The organism is Paenibacillus sp. FSL W7-1088 (assembly GCF_037969855.1).
Taxonomy (GTDB): domain Bacteria; phylum Bacillota; class Bacilli; order Paenibacillales; family Paenibacillaceae; genus Paenibacillus.
In genome coordinates, this window is record NZ_CP150216.1 from 2,917,022 (window position 1) to 2,933,329 (window position 16,308).

Genomic DNA, 16,308 nt, shown 5'->3' on the forward strand with positions numbered 1-16,308 from the left:
TTATGAATACAGATTCATTTCCATCATTGGATAAAATAGTTTTATCTCGCACTGGTCATTATTTTTTGTTTGACAGAGGGGGTGCTTTAATCCATAATCAATCCATACTAAACACATAAGTTTTATTGGAAGGGGAGAGTCAGTCATGTCACAGTTTAAATTATCAACCAGAAAGTCATTATGGGTAGGAGCGTTAGCCGTTCTATTATTGGTAATCGTTAGCGGTTGCTCCGGATCGACCAATGATCCCGCTCCCAATGCAGCAGCCCAACCAGGCACGAGCCAAGGTACGGATGAAAATTCAAAGACGGACGAGACTGCAACGGGGGGGACTTTTGTATATGGTCGGCCGGCTTCCGTAACCTCGTTTGATTTGCATAATCAGATTACATCGAACAACGCTTTCGCCATTGATAAAGTATTTGAATCTCTGGTTGCTTTTGATAGCAAAGGCGAGATTGTGGATTGGCTTGCCAAGTCGCATAACATCAGTGATGACGGTCTGACGTATACGTTTGTGCTGCGTGATGGCTTGAAGTTCTCCAACGGCACAGATGTTACGGCAGAGGATGCCGTATTTTCGCTGGAGCGGCATTTGAAGGTTGGTGGCCCATTGGCAATATCCGCGAAGGTGGATACGATCAAAGCCAAAGATAACCACACACTGGTAATTACACTTAAAGAGCCGTATACGCCGTTTATTTCTGAGCTGTCCAACTTCTCGAACGGTATTATTCCGAACAATTTTGGCGGAGTTACCGAGGAAGAATTTTTCAAGAAACCGGTAGGTACAGGACCGTTTGTAGTTGAGCAGTGGGACCCTGCAGGCGATGTGACCTTTACGAAGAACACTCACTACTGGCAAGAAGGAAAGCCATCGGTTGATAAGCTTGTTTACAAGCTGATAGAAGATGACAGCCAATCAATCAATCAATTGAAAGCAGGAGAAGTGGATGCGATTGAGTCGCTTGCCCTGCAAAATGCCGATGAAATAAAAAATGGTGCAGATACATCTGTTGCAACCAACGGCAGCTGGGTGACAGAGCAATTGTTCTTTAATACGCTGGATAAGCATTTTTCCGATGTGCATGTTCGTCGGGCATTGGCTCTGGCACTTGATCGTGACGGTCTGACCAAAGCGCTTACCTTTGGTTATGCACAGACCGCTAATTCATTGCTGCCAACAACGATTCCTTACAATTCGAATGATACGCTCAAGGCACTGAATTTTGATGTAAATGCAGCCAAAGCGGAACTGGCCAAATCGGCCTTCCCTGATGGATTTACTACAAAACTGCTTGTAGCTTCAGGCAACAGCACCAGAGCGCAAGAAGCGCAAATCATTCAGGCAGCGGGTAAACAAATTGGCATTAACATCGAGATTGAATCGATTGAACTCGCTACCTTCCGTGAACGATTCTTTGCTTATGATTTCGCAGCGATGCTGAACAGTGGGCAAGCCGATTCTCCGGAAGCGAACTCAATCATTGCGTTCCAGACTGACCCTGATGGTTTCAGTAAATCTTACTGGACGCATTACACCAATGATGAAGTAACCAAGCTTTTGTATAAAGGCCAACAAACACCGGACGGCGATGTCCGTGCCGAAATATACTCCAAACTGCTTCAAACGCTTGCCGATGAAGTGCCTTACATTCCGCTGTATTATCCGGATATTCTGATTGGCGTTCGTTCTTCAGTAGATGGCATTGTTGTTTTGCCTAACGGCAGTGTGCGTTTTGAAGACGTTCGTATTCAGAAATGAAGAAGTTCTGGTTGATCAGTACGGTGGGAAGGGCGTTGGCAGTGATCCTTTGTGTGATGACAGCAGTCTTTTTTCTCATCAGAATGGTTCCAGGAGATCCTGCCAAAATGATTCTTGGCGAGTACAGCACCCCCGAGGCCGTTGAGAGCATGCACCATGCTCTCGGGCTGGATCTGCCTCTGGGGGAACAATTCATACGGTTTGTGAAGACACTGTTCACTAAAGGGGATACCGGCAACTCCATTATTAACGGAACTTCCACTAGAGAATTGATTGCTGATCGTGCACCCGTTACCTTGCTGCTCATTGCCATGGCATGTGTATTGGCAATTGTCATTGCACTTGTGCTTGCTACACTGGCTGCTACACACAAGGATAAGCTGCTGGATCATTTGATACGTATTTTTCCTACGGTAACGCTAGGTATGCCAATCTTCTGGGTTGGCATCCTTTTGATTCTGCTGCTGAGTGTTCATCTTCACTGGTTTCCCGTTGGTGGAGCCGGTGAAGGGTGGTGGGGCACCTTGTACAGTTTGACACTTCCCGCCATTACCGTAGCTTTTTCACAGATTCCAACATTGGTTCGTTCATTAAGAGCCCAGATGCTTGAAGTGCTGGAATCTGATTTTGTAGTTACATTGAAGGCTGCGAGATTACCGAGCCGGGTCATTCTATTCAAACATGTCCTGCGCAATGCGGCGCTTCCGACGCTGATCCTTCTTGGCGTTAATATCTCTTATCTCATTGGCGGCACATTGGTCGTTGAACAGGTATTTGGTATCAAGGGAATTGGCAGTCTTTTGTTTAGTTCCATTTCCAAACGGGATTTCCCGGTCATTCAAGGCATAGCCCTTTACTGTGCTGTATCTGTCGTGATCATCAGTCTCCTGATAGAGCTTCTGTCCAGGTGGCTTGATCCCAGAACGAAAGGAAAACCATGAAAACGATACGAATTGAACCTCAGTTATATGAAGACAGCCAAAACACCAGCCTCATGAACCGCATATTGAAAACTCCTACCCTGCTAGTGGGAAGTGTGATGTTTGCCGTGCTGATCATCTTGGCTGTAATCATACCGTGGGTGAGTCCTTATGACCCTTCGGAGCAAAATTTGAGTGCCTTTTTGCAACCTCCGTCTGCTGAACATTGGTTGGGCACAGACCAACTGGGACGTGATTTGTTCACTAGACTGATTTATGCCGCGCGAACCGATTTGAGCATTATGGTGCTGGCGGAAATTGTACCCTTTTGCTTGGGTGTATTTCTAGGGATGCTCGCAGGGTATTACGGAAAATGGATTGATAAGATCATATCGTTGATTACGGATACATTTATCGCTTTCCCTTTTTATCTAATTGTCATTATTGTGGCTTTTGCCAGCGGAGCAGGTGAGCGGGGGATTTATATTACGTTTATGCTCGTTGGCTGGATTGTCTTTGCCCGTGTTGTCAGAGGGCTGAGTGCATCGTACCGCAAGCAGGAATGGATCGCATCCGCACAGACGTTAGGCTTGCCGGGAATACGAATTATCCTTCGTCATCTCCTGCCTAATGTATTGCCTCAGGCGATCGTTGTCCTCATGACGGATATGGTGGGGCTGCTGGTGGCGATTGTTACGCTTGGATACCTGGGCATTGGCATCGCACCACCGACCCCGGATTGGGGCACGATGATCTCGGATGGACAATCCTTTATCACGACAGCCTGGTGGCTCTCGGCAGTTCCGGGATTTGCAGTCGTTTACACGGGAATTGCTTTGTCGCTTGTCGGTGATGGATTGGCCGATGTATGGAGGAAAAAATAATGTCCACTGAACCGATTCTTGAAGTCAAGGCGCTATCTCTGTCAACCAAGTCAAATCAAACATTAGTTCAAGATGTACATTTCTCGCTCGGCAGAGGGGAGAGCCTGGGGTTAGTAGGTGAATCCGGCTCTGGTAAATCACTAACTCTTCGTTCGATTCTGGGACTGTTACCAAGTGGTGTGGAGCAGACGGGCGGAACCATTCGGAGTGACGTGAACAGCGCCATGGTGTTTCAAGACCCGAGAGGTGCGCTCGATCCGCTCTGTCCCGTTGTCAAACAGCTGGCGGAAGTTGTTTATTACAGGCAAAAGTTAAGCAGGAAGGCCTCTAGGGTAGCAGCGCTAGAATTACTTGAACTGTTGGGGCTCCCCGACTCGTTGAAGCGTGAGGACCGATACCCTAGCCAGCTGTCAGGTGGGCAGTGTCAGCGGGTAGTCATTGCACTGGCCCTGGCGTGCAAGCCAGGCATTCTGCTCTGTGATGAGCCAACAACGGCGCTGGACGTTACTGTGCAGCGTCAAATTATGGAGACGATCCAGCGTTTGCAGCGGGAACTGGGATTCGCCATGGTCTTTGTAACACATAATCTGGCGATTGCAGCGACGCTGTGCTCAAAGCTGTGTGTGATGAAGCAGGGGCGGATTGTGGAGCACGGGGATTCTCTTGGCCTTTTGCAAAACCCGCGAGATTCTTACACCCAGATGCTCATTAACTCGGTGCTTCCTTTACCGAAGCTTGAAGGGAGCGAATAACGATGGAACTAGCTTTGCAAGTTCAGAATGTAACGGTTCAATATGGTGACTTCACTGCGCTGGACAACATCACACTAAATCTTCAGAGGCATACCACGCTTGGTCTTGTTGGTGAGTCCGGTTCGGGCAAATCGACCCTTGCAAGGGTTATTGCCGGGTTAATTACGCCGGATGAGGGGCAGGTTTTGTTGGGGGATCAGCAATTAAAGAAGAGGAGAAGTCGTGAGCAGTATAAAAGCATACAGATGATCTTCCAAAATCCGGATGCTTCACTGAATCCCAAACATTCCATTCGGCAGATTCTTGCTGAAGCGTTGTTGTTTCATCGCATTGTAGACCGTTCACAGGTGGAGAAAAGATCCAGAGAGCTCCTGGCCCGTGTTCAGTTGGAAAGCAGGGCACTGGACAAGTATCCGCATGAATTTTCCGGCGGTCAGCGCCAACGGATCGCCATTGCACGTGCTTTAAGCGTAGAGCCGAGTCTGCTGATTGCGGATGAGCCTACGAGTGCACTCGATGTTTCCGTGCAGCGGAGTGTGCTCGATCTGTTCAATTCACTTAAGAGAGAATTTAATCTTACGTTACTGTTCATTTCCCATGATCTCGGAGTTATCCATGCTATCAGTGATACGGTAGCAGTCATGCGGCAGGGTAAGCTGGTGGAGATTAGTCCCAAAGATCAATTCTTCACACGGCCAGAAATGGCCTACAGCCGAGAGCTGCTGTCTGCAGTTCCAAAGATGCCGAAATCAAGTTCTTTAGGAGGTTTATATGAGCCAACAATATAAAGGAAAGATACCCCTTACCCTGTCGGAATACGATACGCTTACGCAATTGCTCTCCAGGCTTTTGAATACAAAGTATCCTCCGGTGATCATCCCGGGTGAGGCTATCTTGGGGATAGAGGCCGTGGCAGCTGGAATATCTGCACCGGGGCGTACGATTGTCAATGTCGTAACAGGGCCTTATGGCAGTTTGTTTGGTCAGTGGCTTGAACGCGGAGGGGCAACGGTTATTGAAGTCAAAGTTCCTTTTGATGAAGTTGTACCTGTGGAGAAGGTTACTGCTGCGATTGAAAAGTATCAACCGTCCGCTTTATCCTTTGTTCAAGCAGAGGTGGTTACAGGCGGGTCGAATCCAGCAGAAGAAATTATAAAGATTGCGCGTGCCCATAACCTGATTACAGTGAGCGACTCTGTCTCAGCGATTGGGGGAGAGCCTCTGCTGGTCGATGAATGGGGTGTTGATTTTGTAGCGGTGGGTGCACAAAAAGCCCTAGCCGGGCCTAACGGCATCAGCGCAGTAAGCATTTCGCCGCGTGGATGGGAATTTCTCGAATCCAATGCACATGCACCGCGCAACTCCATCCTGTCTTTGCTTGATCTGAAGCCACCCGGCGATGGAGCTGCACCCGTCCGCGTTCCTCCCAACATTCCAACGCTGGAAGCCAGAGCACTGATTTTGGCTTTGACAGCTATTGAGTCTGAAGGATTGGAGCAGGTGATCAAGCGTCATGAACAGGCTGCGTTATCTGCTATAGCGGGAATTCAGGCTCTGGGTCTGGAGCCTTGGCAAAAAGATAACAGAACATATTCGACACTGACTACGACGGTTCGAATTGCAGGGGAGGAGAAGTTGCTTATCGATCAGCCGATCGGCATCGTTGCTCCGGGGGATGGAGAACTTTTTGGTCAGCTTCTGCGAATTAATCATTTTGGAGTTAATGCTTCCTTAGCAGGTGTGGAGGAAGCTGTTGCGACCATTGCGGCATTATTGAATCAGGACCATGAGCAAGCAGTCCAGGCTGTTCGTCTCGTTTGGGGGGGATGAATATGACCCAGGTAAAATCGGAGGAACAAAGCTTCAAACATATCTTTATAGCAGGCATTGAAGGCAAACGGTTCGATATCTCGATCCAGGATGGCCGGTTTGCATCTGTTACAGAATCCGTGCCGCAGAATGATGACTCATCGCTTCGGGTTACAGATTTATGGATAAGTCCCGGAGTTATTGATCTTCATACACATCTGGCCTGGACAGACTTTGACCATGCGGATCAATTGAAACGGGACAGCCACGAGGTTGAAGTGATGCAGGCGCAAGCTTTTGCAGCTACCCTTCGGACGGGAGTAACTACGGCTCGTGATGCAGGCGGATTGTTACCAAGCATCGCGAGGCATCTCGCTCAGCACTATCAACACCCCTTAAGAGTTGAAACCAGCAGTGAAATGCTGGGAGCGGCAGATGCCCGTGGTGTAAAGTATCTGGAGCAACGGTTGAACGGAATTTTTGATACAGGAGCAGGATGGGTTAAAATCATGGCGACAGGTGGACTGGGAGCCCCTACGGAACAAGTGCTCGATCCTGTATTTTCGGAGGAAGAGTTCGCGTTTATCGTTCGCTATGCCCATGCCCACCATAAAAAGGTGCTGGTTCATACCTGGGGTGGGGTAACGATTGACTGGTCTATTCAGGCCGGAGTGGAATCTGTGGAGCATGGCATGTTCTTATCGGAGGATCAGGCCGGCAGACTTGCGCAGTCCCGAACGGCCTTTGTGCCCACCACATCGATATATCGTATTGCTGCAGATCCAAAAGGTGTGCTGGCGCTGCCTACTGTTATCAGTGATCGTGCCGCGCGCGCTGCTGAAGCGCATTCTACAGCCATCGGATATGCCAAAAGAGCAGGAGTCCGTTTCGGTTTCGGTACCGATTACGCCACACCTTCACTGCACGGCTATAACCTGCAAGAGTTGGATACGTTGATCAATTATGGCTTGACCCGGGCAGAGGCGTGGCAATCTGCGACGACCAATGCTGCTGAGATTTTGGGGCGTGGCAACGAATTGGGACAGATTGCAGAAGGTTATATTGCGGATGCTATTATTTTCAATGTCGATCCGTATCAAACGAAAAATGCAGATCAGCTGCGAGAGAGCATAGAGTCCGTAATTATTGGAGCGCAGAAACCATGAAATTGGTTTTTGCGTTTTTTTCTTTACTCGTGAGGGCAGTGAGCGTTATGTTTTTTCGAAGTAGCAGGCTGTCTGGCGAATGTTGAGCGATAATTAAATCCCCAAAACTTTTCCAAAAGGATTTTCAAGACCCATCAGCGAATACAATATTTAATAACAGCGGCATAAAGGAAGGAGCGATATCCACTTAAACTTTTGTCGAAGTTTTCCAGCAAGATTCCTCAGCCCGTTTCGTGTTTAATGTTATATAGGAGAAGTGTATTGCATTTTACACGGGGTACACCTTAATTTTTACATCCACCTATCACCTCTACACAACAAGTACAGGCAATTCTGCATGTATTATCTACTTTCAGACATCACAAAGAACGACGTTTGGCTGCAATTTTAATGCAACACAGTCTGTACAGCATGCTCCTAATCATGACAAAAGTGTCCACACAACAGCATATCGGATTATGGGCTCTGAAATGAATTAGAACGAATGCACATGGAGGAGGCTGTAATGATGGCAAAAAAAGAAGTTGTAGCGATGCTGCTCGCTGGAGGGCAAGGCAAAAGATTAAAGGGATTGACCAAATCACTGGCCAAGCCTGCTGTTTATTTTGGCGGAACCTACCGCATCATTGATTTTCCTCTAAGTAATTGCTCCAATTCTGGCATTGACACAGTTGGTGTGTTAACCCAGTATGAACCTCTGGTGCTGCACTCCTATATCGGCATTGGCAGTGATTGGGATCTGGACCGCAAAAATGGCGGGGTATATGTACTTCCTCCTCATGAACGTGAAGACGGCAGTAACTGGTACCGCGGTACAGCGGATGCCATCTACCGTAACCTGAATTTTATCGAACAATTCGATCCTGAACATGTGCTCATCTTGTCAGGGGATCATATCTATAAAATGGATTACGAGAAAATGCTTCAATACCATAAAGAAAAGGATGCAGATTGCACCATATCGGTCATTGATGTCTCATTGGAAGAAGCCAGCCGGTTCGGGGTGCTGAACACCCACGATGACTATAGCATCTATGAATTCGAAGAAAAACCTCCTGAACCCAAGAGCACGCTTGCTTCCATGGGTATCTATCTCTTCAAGTGGGATGTACTGAAACGCTTCCTGATCCAGGACGAACAGCAGGCATCCACCTCCTATGATTTTGGCAAAGACATCATTCCCTTGCTGCTTGAAAATGAAAAATCACTATACGCTTATCCGTTTGAAGGGTATTGGAAAGACGTTGGTACCATTCGCAGTCTGTGGGAATCCAATATGGACCTGTTGGACGAAGACACACCGTTTAATCTTAATGATCCGGACTGGCGTATTTTCACACGTAATCCGAACCAACCTGCACAATACATCTCGCCATCAGCGAAGGTGCGGAATTGCATCATTAGTGAAGGCAGTGTGGTACATGGTGAGGTTAAACACTCGGTGTTGTTCTACGGTATTGAGGTGGGAGAGAACAGTTCCGTAACCGATTCAGTGATCATGCCAAAAGTGAAGATCGGTCAAAATGTACGTATTCACAAAGCCATTATTGCCGAAGGATTGGTGATCCCGGATGGAGTACATCTGTCGCCCGCCCCTGAGGATGAAAGTGATATATTACTGGTCGATCAGGAAGAACTGGAACGTCAGCTTCTCGAGGGAATGACAAGTAAAGCCTAATCTAAACCTAAAGGACGGTGCATGCGATGAAACCATTGATCGGAGTTATTAACCTTGACCATGAGCTTGAGGAATTGAAGGAATTGACGTACTTTCGCTGTGGAGCCGCGGTGCCTTATGCCGGGCGTTACCGTCTGATTGATTTTGTATTATCCAATATGATGAATGCTGGCATTGAGAGTATCGGTGTTTTTGTTCGTCGCAAGTACCGTTCACTCATGGATCATCTGGGAGACGGTAAGCCGTGGGATCTGGATCGCAAGCATGGCGGTATGTTTATTTTACCACCGGACTGGAACGATCCAACCGATACGTCACAAGGGGATTTGCAGCATTTTCACAATAATCTCGATTTCTTCCGCCGGGGTTCAGGGCAATATGTAGTCCACGCAGGTAGTCGGCACGTAACCAAAGCAGATCTGCAGGATGTATACAGGTACCATATAAGCAAAGGCGCGGATGTAACGCTGGTCTGCAAAAAAGTGGATCAACTGCTGCCTGAGCATGACGCCTGTGTCAAAGTTGAAGATGACGGGAACGGTAATGTGGTGGACATTCACCAAAGCACCGATCACCCGAATATATATACAGAAATTTTCATTATGGAAAAAGAACTTTTCCTGCGCCAGGTGCAGCGCTGCATCGCTCATGGGGAAAGCCATTTCTTCCGTGATGTGATTCAGAAAAACCCGGATGGCTTGAACATTGCGGCGTATGCCTATGATGGCTATCACGCCGTGATCAATTCGATCGATAGCTATTACCGCAACAGTCTGGAATTGTTGAATAGCGGACTGTATGAGCAGCTGTTCAAGGAACAGCCTGTTCAAACCAAGATTAAATACGAGGCTCCGGCTAAATACCTGGACACTGCCGAGGTGAAACATTCCTTGCTCGCGAACGGCTGCATTGTGGGTGGAGAAGTGGAAGACAGCATCCTGTTCCGTGGGGTGCATGTGGCGAAAGGGGCCAAAATTAAAGGCTCCATTATTATGCAAAAATGCTACATCGGAGAAGGCGCCGTTCTGGAGAACGTCATTCTCGACAAAGATGTAAAGCTAAGCGGCGGCCAGACGCTGATCGGCGACCCGTCGAACCCGTATATTCTGGCGAAGAGTACTATTATCTAATACCAACACTTAACCGATATCATCTATAAATATATATAAAATAAAAATCCTGTAGGATGGATTTAATGTTCATGAGCGAAAGTTGAAATGCAACTTCGATTGTGCTTGCCAACGTGCAAACGTAGTGGAGGGAACGAAATCGATTCTGAAGAAGCGCAGCGTTCGCCTTTATCACTGTATTTTCACATCTGAATAATAGAATAAAGAAAATACAGGGATAACAGCGATCGAAAGAACGATTCGTACCCGTAACGGCCACTTTGCAGAACATTGAGCACTTGAGTGTATGAACCGCCACCATCCTACAGGATTTCACCGGGAGGAACCTTCTTTTGTTTGACAACAAGGAAACGTTCAAGAGTATTTTTAGACGCAATCTGGTCAGCAAATTGGGCAAACCATTAGCAGAAGCAACGCAGGAGGATGTCTATCACGTACTTGGAAGCATGATTCGCGAATACGCGGGTCAGGATTGGGCGGCGTCGAATCAGGGGTTTAAGCAGCGCCAGGATAAACAGGTCTATTACTTCTCGCTGGAATTCCTGATTGGACGTCTGCTCGGCAACAACCTGTTAAATGTGAATGAATTGGAACTCGTTCGTGACAGTCTGGCTGAATTGGGCTTCTCTTTGGAAGAAGTGGAAGAACAGGAGGCGGACGCAGGGCTCGGCAACGGAGGTCTGGGAAGACTCGCAGCCTGTTTTCTGGATTCACTGGCTTCCCTCGGTTATGCAGGACATGGATGCGGAATCCGATATAAATATGGCTTGTTTGAGCAGAAAATTATTAACGGCAATCAGGTGGAGCTACCCGATAATTGGCTCGAGAAGGGCAATGAATGGGAAGTGCGCCGTCCGGACAAAAAGGTGGAAGTGCAGTTCTGGGGCCGTGTGGAAGCCTATGAACAGGATGGACATTATCAATTTGTCACGAAAGATGCCGAATCCGTTGTAGCTGTACCATATGATGTGCCTGTGATTGCTTATGGCCAGCCCCATGTAAATACCTTGCGATTGTGGAGTGCGGAGCCCAAACGGGAGACATCGCTCGATACCCCTTCGAACTATTACGGATATCTGGATTACAGCCGTTCGGTAGAATCGATCTCGGAGTTTTTGTATCCGGATGATTCCCAATACGAGGGCAAGCTGCTTCGTCTGAAGCAGCAATATTTCATGTGTTCCGCAGGCGTACAGAGTGCTTTGCGTACATTTAACAAGCTTGAGCTTTCGTATGATCGATTGCCGGATAAAGTGGCGTTCCATATTAATGATACGCATCCAACACTCGTGATTCCCGAACTGATGCGTATTCTGATCGATGTCAAAGGTTATGGATGGGATGAAGCGTGGGATATCACGACCCGCACCGTATCGTACACCAACCATACAACGCTAAGTGAGGCGCTTGAAAAGTGGCCTGTGGCCATGATCAGCAAGCTGCTGCCACGCATTTACATGATTATTGAAGAGATCAACAAACGTTTCTGCGGCATGCTGCTCGAACGGTATCCCGGAGACCCGGATCGTATTCAGCATCTGGCGATTGTGGCGAACGATCAGGTGCGGATGGCTCATCTGGCGATTGTGGGCAGTCATAGCGTCAACGGTGTCGCGGCATTGCATACCGAAATATTGAAGGAACGGGAGATGGCTCCGTTCTATGCACTCTATCCGGAGCGCTTCAATAACAAAACCAATGGCATTACCCATCGCCGCTGGCTGATGCATGCCAATCCGAAGTTGTCGACTCTGATCACCGATACGATTGGAAGTGAGTGGATTAGGGAGCCAGGCAGACTGAATGAGCTGGTAGGCGTTGCAGACGATGCTTCATTCCAGCAGCACTTCCATTCCATTAAACGTAATAATAAGGAGCGACTGGCCGCGTACATCCTGGATCATACCGGAAGGGCTGTCAATCCGGATTCCATCTTTGATGTACAGGTGAAAAGGCTGCATGGGTACAAACGGCAGCTGCTGAACATTCTGCATGTTATGCATTTGTATAACCGTCTCAAGAGCGATGCTTCGTTTGATATCGTGCCACGTACGTTCATTTTTGGAGCAAAGGCAGCGCCGAGTTATTATTTTGCCAAAAAAATTATCAAGTTGATTAACACGGTGGCAGATACAGTCAACCGCGATGCGGCCGTGAAAGATCGCCTGCAGGTATTTTTCCTGGAAAACTATTCAGTCTCTCTTGCAGAGAAAATCATCCCAGCCGCAGACGTCAGCGAACAGATTTCAACCGCAGGCAAGGAAGCCTCCGGTACGGGGAACATGAAGTTCATGATGAACGGAGCATTAACCATTGGTACCATGGACGGCGCAAATGTCGAGATGGCGGAGCAGGTCGGTCAAGACAATATGTTTATCTTTGGTCTGAGTGCAGACGAAGTGCTTGAATATTACCGCTCTGGCAGTTATCGGCCGAGTGAGATTGTGCAGCAGGATGAACGGATTCGCGAGGTTGTGGAGCAGCTGGTGCATCCGGGAGCGTTCTGTGAGCGTGATGGTGAATTCTGGGATATCTATGATTCCTTGCTGGCCCATGGTGACGAGTACTTTGTGTTACGTGACTTTGCTGCCTATGCCGATGCACATGCTGCCATTGATTCGGCCTACCGCGATGTATCGGGCTGGACACGCAAGGCGGTGCTGAATGCCGCTCACTCTGGCATTTTCTCCAGTGATCGCACCATCAGTGAATATGCGACGGACATCTGGGGTATTCATCCGGTATCCGGACACTGGAAAGGTTAAATAATTATGGTTTAACAATGAAATAATCCCCTTGTACACTAGATTGATCTCTGTCGGGTTCATATACCTTCATCAGAGATCGCTCCTTGTTGCACAAGGGGATTTTGGTATGTTGAGAGTTGTAACAGAATAGTCTGATTCAGAATTGTATGGAAGTCCACGCCTGAGCAGCTGGACATGAAGATGGATATCCCTTTAAAATAGACCATACCGCTCTCCACGGAAAAAAGGTCGGAGGATATGAGAAAATGAACGAACGTTCGTGGCTTCACACCAGGTGGATGCTCACAATCGTCGCATGTATGGCATGGTTATATGTGTTGATTATGGGTAACTTGCTCTTTGTCAGCGAGAGAACGCCTGGCGTGAATTATCAATATAATCTGGTACCATTAGAAACTATCAAGCCCCTGCTTTTTGAAAAGAACAGATACTCCACGGAAGCCTGGGTGAAAAACCTGTTTGGGAATATTGTCTTGTTCATCCCGCTTGGGATATGGATTCCCTGGTTATTCCGCAGGTGCCGGAGGTTTTTACCATTTACAGGAATTGTCATCTTACTTTTGTTTGCTGTTGAGATTACACAATTGATTACCCGTGTGGGTTCGTTTGATGTCGATGACATTATTTTGAATACGGTGGGTGCCTGGATTGGATACGTAGGATTTGCCTTAATCATATACCCACAGAGAAGGACTCGAAAATGAACTGCGAATAGCGGTCAATGATCGGGTCTTTTGGTGTTCATGGATCTTTTCTGTTTATAAGAGGCACATTTCGGATAAAACATACTAACGGGTTATATAGTAAAGAGTGATGAAAGCGAGGTGGTCTATATCGTTTGGTGGAAAGAGAGTGTGGTGTACCAGATCTATCCCAACAGCTTCAAAGATTCGGATGGAGACGGTCAGGGTGACTTGCAGGGGATATATGACAAGCTCGATTATTTGACTGATCTGGGTGTGGATGTCATTTGGATCTGTCCTATTTACGATTCACCTGGTCATGATAACGGATATGATATCCGTGATTATTACTCCATTTTGCGCAAATATGGGACGATGGAGGATTTTGACCGTTTGCTGGCGGAAGCACACAAGCGTGGTCTCAAGATCATGATGGATCTGGTGCTGAATCATACGTCGGATGAACATGCGTGGTTTGCCGAGTCACGTTCATCGAAAGTGAATCCGAAACGGGATTATTATATTTGGCGTTCAGGTAAAAATGGTCAGGTTCCAAACAACTGGGAGTCCTACTTTGGGGGTTCTGTGTGGAAGCATGATCCGGAGACGAATGAATATTATTTGCATCTTTATACGGAACACCAGCCTGACCTGAATTGGAACAATGCACAGATGGCAGAAGAGATGTATGAGATGGTGCATTGGTGGTTGGAAAAGGGGGTGGATGGTTTCCGTTTCGATGCGGTGGCGCATATCGCCAAGGCGGATGGGTTACCCAGCGCACATAATCCGGATAATCTGCCGGTTGTTCCTGCGTATCAGCTTTTTTCCAACCTCGAGCAGGTCCATTCGATTCTCAACAAACTTAACGACATGATCCTGAAGCCTTATGGTCCAATGACTGTTGGAGAGACTTCCGGGCTTGGACCGGAACAGGCGCTGGCCTATGTTGGGACAGATCGGAATGAGCTCAATATGGTATTCCAGTTTGAGCATATGTTTGTGGACGCTCAATCATCCGGAATCGGCAAATGGAACTATCGGGAGTGGAAGCTGCCCGAGCTGAAAGAAATTATGAGCAACTGGCAAACCGTGCTGCATGACAGAGGCTGGAATGCCAATTACATGGGCAATCATGACCAGCCGCGTCCGGTATCCCGTTTCGGTGATGATGGAAAGTACAGGGTGCGCTCTGCCCAGATGCTGGCTACGTGGATGCTCACTTTGGAGGGTACGCCTTATATTTATCAAGGGGAAGAGATCGGCATGACCAATGTTGCTTTTCCTGATATTGAGGATTATCGAGATATTGAGACAATGAATTATTATCGGCATCATATCGGTCAGGGGCGAGCGAAGCATGAAGTCATGCAAGCAATCTGGCGCAAGAGTCGTGATAATGCCCGTACACCGATGCAGTGGGATGATACGAAACATGCCGGATTTACCGATGGTGAGCCATGGATTCAGGTGAATGCGAATTATCCTGAGATTAATGTGGAGGATGCCGAACGTGATCCCCAGTCCATTTTGCATTATTACCGTAAACTGATCGCACTTCGCAAACAACATAAAGTACTCATCTATGGGGCATATGAGCTGCTTTTGCCGGATGATCCCGATATCTATGCTTATACCCGAACGCTGGATGATGAGCAGATGCTCGTTATTCTGAATTTCCGTGAACATGAGCCGGAGATGGAATGGCCTGAGGGATGGAATCAAGAAAATGCCAAGACGGTCATCAGCAATGTAAGCAGACGTTATTCCACCGATAAGGGAGCGATTCTTCTTCAGCCTTACGAAGCACGAGTTTACCGAATGCAGCGATGAGGCGTCATTTTGCTTTGGCGAAGAGTTTTGAATTATAATATAGGTTGAAAATCAAACCAAACGAACGCATATGTCAGGAGGATACCAAGTTGCTGAATATTACTTACCACGGACACTCCAGTGTACAACTGGGCACAGAAGAGAAGTCGTTAATCATTGATCCTTTCCTGCGTGGCAATGAACTTGCTGTCACCAAACCGGAAGACATCAAGACCGATGCCGTTTTACTGACACATGCACATATGGATCACATTTTGGATGCTGAACCGATCGCCAAGGCTAACAATGCCAAGGTGGTTGCGATTGTGGAACTGGCTACATATATGTCATGGAAAGGACTGGACACCCTTGGTATGAACATGGGTGGAACGGTGGATCTAGGCTTTGCGCAAGCCAAAATGATTCAGGCTTTCCATACGTCCGGAATTGTGCTGGAAGAGGAACAACGGATCATGTACGCAGGATTGCCTGCAGGATATATTATTAACATTGGTGGCAAAACCATTTTGCATGCCGGTGACACTAGCTTGTTCGGTGATATGAAAATGATTGGTGACCGTCATGATATCGACGTAGCACTACTGCCTATTGGTGGACATTTCACCATGGGACCGGAGGATGCTTTGCAAGCCGCTGAATGGTTCAATGCGAAGCTGACGATTCCGGTGCATTATGATACGTTCCCCGTGATTCGTCAGGATGCCGAGAAGTTTGTGGAGCAGCTTGCTTCCAAAGGTCTGGAAGGCCGTGTGCTGGCACCGGGACAATCCCTAACCCTGTAATGCTCTATTAATCACTGTTCAATCATAAAAGCAATACCAAGCTAAAGACGAATATCACGTCAAGATAACTGACGTGATATTCGTCTTTTTTCGGTTTTAAGTTCAATTTAGTACGCCATAGTTGGTCCGGATGACAAA

Annotated in this window: 13 protein-coding genes; all 13 read left to right on the forward strand. The window is 47.5% G+C overall.

Going from position 1 to position 16,308, the window contains the following annotated elements; all coding sequences use genetic code 11:
* The first annotated feature begins 145 nt into the window (after window positions 1-145).
* The 13 genes from MKY42_RS13515 (at window position 146) to MKY42_RS13575 (ending at window position 16,170) form a co-directional block, all read left to right on the forward strand.
* Window positions 146-1,765 (forward strand): ABC transporter substrate-binding protein, encoded by a 1,620-nt coding sequence (locus MKY42_RS13515; protein WP_179265061.1) that lies wholly within the window; start codon window positions 146-148, stop codon window positions 1,763-1,765.
* Window positions 1,762-2,706, forward strand: a complete 945-nt coding sequence (locus MKY42_RS13520; RefSeq protein WP_256222012.1) for an ABC transporter permease — start codon at window positions 1,762-1,764, stop codon at window positions 2,704-2,706. Before MKY42_RS13515 ends, MKY42_RS13520 begins: the two co-directional genes overlap by 4 nt.
* The gene (locus MKY42_RS13525; RefSeq protein ID WP_090896741.1) at window positions 2,703-3,569 is read left to right on the forward strand and encodes an ABC transporter permease; all 867 of its coding nucleotides are present in this window, start codon (window positions 2,703-2,705) and stop codon (window positions 3,567-3,569) included. Before MKY42_RS13520 ends, MKY42_RS13525 begins: the two co-directional genes overlap by 4 nt.
* A complete protein-coding gene (locus tag MKY42_RS13530) occupies window positions 3,569-4,321 on the forward strand; it encodes an ABC transporter ATP-binding protein (RefSeq protein WP_090896744.1) in 753 nt (250 codons plus the stop codon). The genes MKY42_RS13525 and MKY42_RS13530 overlap by 1 nt, the downstream gene beginning before the upstream one ends.
* 2 nt (window positions 4,322-4,323) lie before the next feature.
* Entirely contained in the window at window positions 4,324-5,109 is a 786-nt protein-coding gene (locus MKY42_RS13535) for an ATP-binding cassette domain-containing protein (protein ID WP_179265060.1), read from the forward strand.
* On the forward strand, window positions 5,093-6,151 hold the full coding sequence (locus MKY42_RS13540; protein ID WP_339851705.1) for an aminotransferase class V-fold PLP-dependent enzyme: 1,059 nt from the start codon (window positions 5,093-5,095) through the stop codon (window positions 6,149-6,151). The genes MKY42_RS13535 and MKY42_RS13540 overlap by 17 nt, the downstream gene beginning before the upstream one ends.
* Window positions 6,152-6,153: 2 nt before the next feature.
* Entirely contained in the window at window positions 6,154-7,296 is a 1,143-nt protein-coding gene (locus tag MKY42_RS13545; protein WP_339851708.1) for an amidohydrolase family protein, read from the forward strand.
* Window positions 7,297-7,804: 508 nt separating this feature from the next.
* Window positions 7,805-8,974 (forward strand): glucose-1-phosphate adenylyltransferase, encoded by a 1,170-nt coding sequence (locus MKY42_RS13550; protein ID WP_090896758.1) that lies wholly within the window; start codon window positions 7,805-7,807, stop codon window positions 8,972-8,974.
* A gap of 26 nt (window positions 8,975-9,000) precedes the next feature.
* Window positions 9,001-10,104 (forward strand): glucose-1-phosphate adenylyltransferase subunit GlgD, encoded by a 1,104-nt coding sequence (gene glgD, locus MKY42_RS13555; protein WP_090896761.1) that lies wholly within the window; start codon window positions 9,001-9,003, stop codon window positions 10,102-10,104.
* A 332-nt stretch (window positions 10,105-10,436) separates the two neighbouring features.
* Window positions 10,437-12,869, forward strand: coding sequence for a glycogen/starch/alpha-glucan phosphorylase (locus tag MKY42_RS13560; protein WP_090896764.1), 2,433 nt, complete (start codon window positions 10,437-10,439; stop codon window positions 12,867-12,869).
* A 302-nt stretch (window positions 12,870-13,171) separates the two neighbouring features.
* Window positions 13,172-13,576, forward strand: a complete 405-nt coding sequence (locus tag MKY42_RS13565; protein WP_339851714.1) for a VanZ family protein — start codon at window positions 13,172-13,174, stop codon at window positions 13,574-13,576.
* A 120-nt stretch (window positions 13,577-13,696) separates the two neighbouring features.
* The gene (locus MKY42_RS13570) at window positions 13,697-15,388 is read left to right on the forward strand and encodes an alpha-glucosidase (RefSeq protein ID WP_090896770.1); all 1,692 of its coding nucleotides are present in this window, start codon (window positions 13,697-13,699) and stop codon (window positions 15,386-15,388) included.
* A gap of 89 nt (window positions 15,389-15,477) precedes the next feature.
* Complete coding sequence (locus tag MKY42_RS13575; protein ID WP_063563389.1) at window positions 15,478-16,170, forward strand: metal-dependent hydrolase; 693 nt, start codon at window positions 15,478-15,480, stop codon at window positions 16,168-16,170.
* Window positions 16,171-16,308: the final 138 nt, after the last annotated feature.

Excerpts from the sequence above, each read along its gene's own strand:
- MKY42_RS13515 (WP_179265061.1), top strand. The coding sequence starts at position 146 with ATGTCACAGTTTAAATTATCAACCAGAAAGTCATTATGGGTAGGAGCG.
- MKY42_RS13520 (WP_256222012.1), top strand. The coding sequence starts at position 1,762 with ATGAAGAAGTTCTGGTTGATCAGTACGGTGGGAAGGGCGTTGGCAGTG.
- MKY42_RS13525 (WP_090896741.1), top strand. The coding sequence starts at position 2,703 with ATGAAAACGATACGAATTGAACCTCAGTTATATGAAGACAGCCAAAAC.
- MKY42_RS13530 (WP_090896744.1), top strand. The coding sequence starts at position 3,569 with ATGTCCACTGAACCGATTCTTGAAGTCAAGGCGCTATCTCTGTCAACC.
- MKY42_RS13535 (WP_179265060.1), top strand. The coding sequence starts at position 4,324 with ATGGAACTAGCTTTGCAAGTTCAGAATGTAACGGTTCAATATGGTGAC.
- MKY42_RS13540 (WP_339851705.1), top strand. The coding sequence starts at position 5,093 with ATGAGCCAACAATATAAAGGAAAGATACCCCTTACCCTGTCGGAATAC.
- MKY42_RS13545 (WP_339851708.1), top strand. The coding sequence starts at position 6,154 with ATGACCCAGGTAAAATCGGAGGAACAAAGCTTCAAACATATCTTTATA.
- MKY42_RS13550 (WP_090896758.1), top strand. The coding sequence starts at position 7,805 with ATGGCAAAAAAAGAAGTTGTAGCGATGCTGCTCGCTGGAGGGCAAGGC.
- glgD (WP_090896761.1), top strand. The coding sequence starts at position 9,001 with ATGAAACCATTGATCGGAGTTATTAACCTTGACCATGAGCTTGAGGAA.
- MKY42_RS13565 (WP_339851714.1), top strand. The coding sequence starts at position 13,172 with ATGGCATGGTTATATGTGTTGATTATGGGTAACTTGCTCTTTGTCAGC.